Below are 3,352 nucleotides of genomic sequence, written 5' to 3' on the forward strand. Positions count from 1 at the left end.
TAGCGGGCGATTTGATCGACGGTTTCTTTTTCGGAAATGATTTCGGAACGCAGATCGATCTGATTTGCGGCCCTGCCCATTTTGACGAATTTATCATGCCCTGGTTCAAAAAGTTTACCGATCAGGGGCACGCGCATGGATTGCAGGTGATTTTGCATTCCTGCGGCGCGATTTTTAAAGTGATCGACCGGCTCATTGACGCAGGAGTTGATTGCTTGCATCCGTTGCAGGCAAAAGCCGCGAACATGGATGCGGAAACTCTGGCGAAAAATTTCAAAGGAAAGATTTCATTTTTAGGCGGAATTGACACACAATTTTTGCTCGTGAACGGAACGCCTGACGAAATAAAGGAAGATGTTCGGCGTGTGAAAAAATTGCTGGGTCCTCATCTCATTATCAGCCCCAGCCACGAGGCGCTGTTGCCTAATGTGCCGCCGGAAAATATCGCAGCCATGACAGAAGCCGCAGTAGAGGAATGGTAAACATGTCGCATCTGGAACCAGTGAAGAATTTATCGGAAGAAGAATTGCGGGCGGGCTTGCGGACTGTGATCAAAGACGGCGTGGCATCAAGCACGATGCTGACTTTCACGGCCGGCGTTTTCCTGATCGCCTTTGCCCTGGAAATGGGCGCTTCGAATATTTTTATCGGCATTCTGGCAGCAGTGCCGCCGTTGTTGCAATTGCTGCAGATTCCGTCGATTTTTATTGTTGAAAAAATAAGAAAGCGGAAGAAGATAGCTGTTTATTCCGCGGGGTTCAGTCGTTCTTTTTTATTTTTTATTGCATTGATTCCATTTTTCGCATCGGGAAAATTGGGGTTGATGCTGCTTTTAGTCGGCTTGGTTTTCCACGCCGGACTCAATGCGTTGCTGGTGTGCGCGTGGAATTCCTGGATGCGCGATTTGATCCCGGTGAATCGGCTGGGTTCATTTTTTTCTCAGCGATTGGGATTCTCCATGGCAGCAGCGATGATGCTCAGCCTCGCCGCCGGATTGTTTTTGGATTACTGGAAATATCTGGGAAAATATTCACTGACTTTCAGTTATTCCATACTTATTTTTTGGGGATTTGTTGCCGGAATGGTGGGTACTTACATCATCTCGACGATCCCTGAGCCTGAAATGAGCCGACCCGTTGAACAGATGAAAATTCTTGAGTTGATTCGAGAGCCGTTCAAAAATCAGAATTTCAGAAATCTACTCATTTTTCTGGGTTCATGGAATTTTGCGCTTTATTTGGTAGGGCCTTTTTTCGCTGTGTATTTGATCAAAAGGTTGCATTTGAGTATGGGGATTGTCGCCGGATTGACTGTTTTGAGTCAATTGAGTTACCTGATTTCTGTGAAAGTGTGGGGGAATCTGGCAGATCGTTTCAGTAACAAATCAGTGCTCAATGTCAGCGGCACTTTGAATATTTTTTGCATTTTGGCGTGGACATTTACTACGCTGCCGGAAAAATATTCGCTGACAATGCCGCTGCTCGTGGTCATTCATGTTTTGATGGGAATTGCCACAGCAGGCGTGATTCTGGCGTCCGGAAACATTGTACTCAAACTGGCGCCGCGGGAAAAAGCAACTTCCTATCTCGCGTCCAACAGTATTATTATTTCGCTGGCAGCAGGTATCGCGCCAATTATCGGTGGCGGTTTCGCTGATTTTTTTACAAAGCGGGAATTTTCATGGACAATTGAATGGAACAGCCCTGCCGAGCATCTGGCGTTTCAGACGCTCAATTTGCGGGGATTGGATTTTTTCTTTTTGTTTGCCTTTTTGATTGGTCTCTACTCAATTCATCGGCTGGCAATGGTGAAAGAAGTTGGCGAAGTGACGGACAAAATCATTGTCAGTGAATTTTTTTCCCAGACCACAAACCGCATTCGCAATTTGACAACCGTGGGCGGGCTGCGTTATTTTACTCAGATACCATTTACCCGACGAGCGAAAAATAATAAAAAATCTATTCGTAAATCAACAAAGGAACAGAATAGCAATATTCAGGACGGGAAGGAAAAAATATGAGAGCGATCCTGATCAACGAGCCTGGACATTTTGAAATTGTTTCAATGGATATCCCGGAGCCGAAAAGTGATGAAATTTTAGTGGAAATGAAAGCGCTTTCCCTGTGCAATCAGCACGATTGGAAAGTAAACACAGGACTTTATCGAGAGAATAAATATTTGGAATATGGCATTCCCGGATTCCCCGGGCATGAAGGCGCGGGAATTGTCGCCGCGGTGGGAGAAGATGTGAAAAATTTTGAAGTGGGTGATCACGTGGCACTTTCCGGACTTGGCGGGCCTCCGCTGTACGCAGAATACGTGACGCGAAAACCGGATTCTGTCGCCGTTGTAAACAAACAATTGCCACTGGAATATGTCGCCATGGCAGAATTGTTTGGTTGCGTGCATCGCGCTGTTCGGAAAGTAGAAAATTATCGGGGGAAAAGAGTGCTGGTTTCCGGCTGCGGTCCTGCTGGATTGGCAGCTATTCAGTTCGCCAAGATTTTTGGCGCCAAAGAAGTCACTGCCACGGATGTAAAATTAGGCAGACTGGCATTGGCGCGGGAATTAGGAGCTGATGAAATAACTGATGCCGAGAATGAAGATCAAATTTCCTGGCTGAAGAATAAGGGCGTTGACATCGTTGTTGAGACTTCCGGGAACAAAACTGCACTATTGAATGGCCTTCAGATGGCGAGAGAAGCAGCAGTCATTTTCAGTTATAACGAAGGTACGGTGCAATTGCCAATGTGGAATTTGTTCGATCACGAAGTCACTATTTATAACTCCAAATGGCTCACAACAGAAGATTTGCAGCATGTGGTGAATTATATTGAAAAAGGAAAATTGCACACAGCGCCGCTCATCAGCGTTGTTGTGGATTTTTCACGGTATCCGGAAGCCGTGGAAATGATAGGTCGTGGCGACGCAGTGAAAATTATCATGGTACCATGAAAAAAGGAAATTTTGTGAAACTTGGACTGGACAGTTACAGCTATCATCTTGCTTTTGGCTGTCATCCTGATTTTCAGCCGCGCAATCCGATGACGCTGTTTGATTTTATCGAAAAAGTTGAATCTCTGGGGTTGGACGGATTTCAGATTGATCCCATGCATTTGCCTGAAAAAGATGAGGCATATTTGATGGACGTGGCTGATTTTGCCAGAGAAAAAAATCTGTTCATCGAATACGGGACAATCGGCATTGAACCGCAAAATATCGTCGAAGAAATTCGCGCCTGTCAAATTCTGGGTTCGCCGATTTTGCGCACTTTTTTGGGATTTGACCGATTTGATAAAAATACAAATATTCCCCGGGAACTTGATCGCGCGGAAAAACAGTTGCGACAGAT

At 45.5% G+C, this 3,352-nt stretch carries 4 protein-coding genes; all 4 read left to right on the forward strand.

The window, feature by feature from the left end; translation table 11 throughout:
* On the forward strand, positions 1-482 hold a 482-nt coding region (locus GXO74_11080; protein ID NOZ62216.1), incomplete at its 5' end, for a hypothetical protein.
* The gene (locus GXO74_11085) at positions 476-2,020 is read left to right on the forward strand and encodes an MFS transporter (GenBank protein NOZ62217.1); all 1,545 of its coding nucleotides are present in this window, start codon (positions 476-478) and stop codon (positions 2,018-2,020) included. The genes GXO74_11080 and GXO74_11085, both read left to right, overlap by 7 nt.
* Entirely contained in the window at positions 2,017-2,955 is a 939-nt protein-coding gene (locus GXO74_11090; GenBank protein ID NOZ62218.1) for a zinc-binding dehydrogenase, read from the forward strand. Before GXO74_11085 ends, GXO74_11090 begins: the two co-directional genes overlap by 4 nt.
* A gap of 14 nt (positions 2,956-2,969) precedes the next feature.
* Positions 2,970-3,352 (forward strand): hypothetical protein (locus GXO74_11095; GenBank protein ID NOZ62219.1); only part of this gene is annotated, 383 nt, incomplete at its 3' end.

The sequence above is a fragment of the Calditrichota bacterium genome, from assembly GCA_013152715.1.
In the GTDB taxonomy this organism is placed as follows: Bacteria; Zhuqueibacterota; Zhuqueibacteria; order Thermofontimicrobiales; family Thermofontimicrobiaceae; genus 4484-87.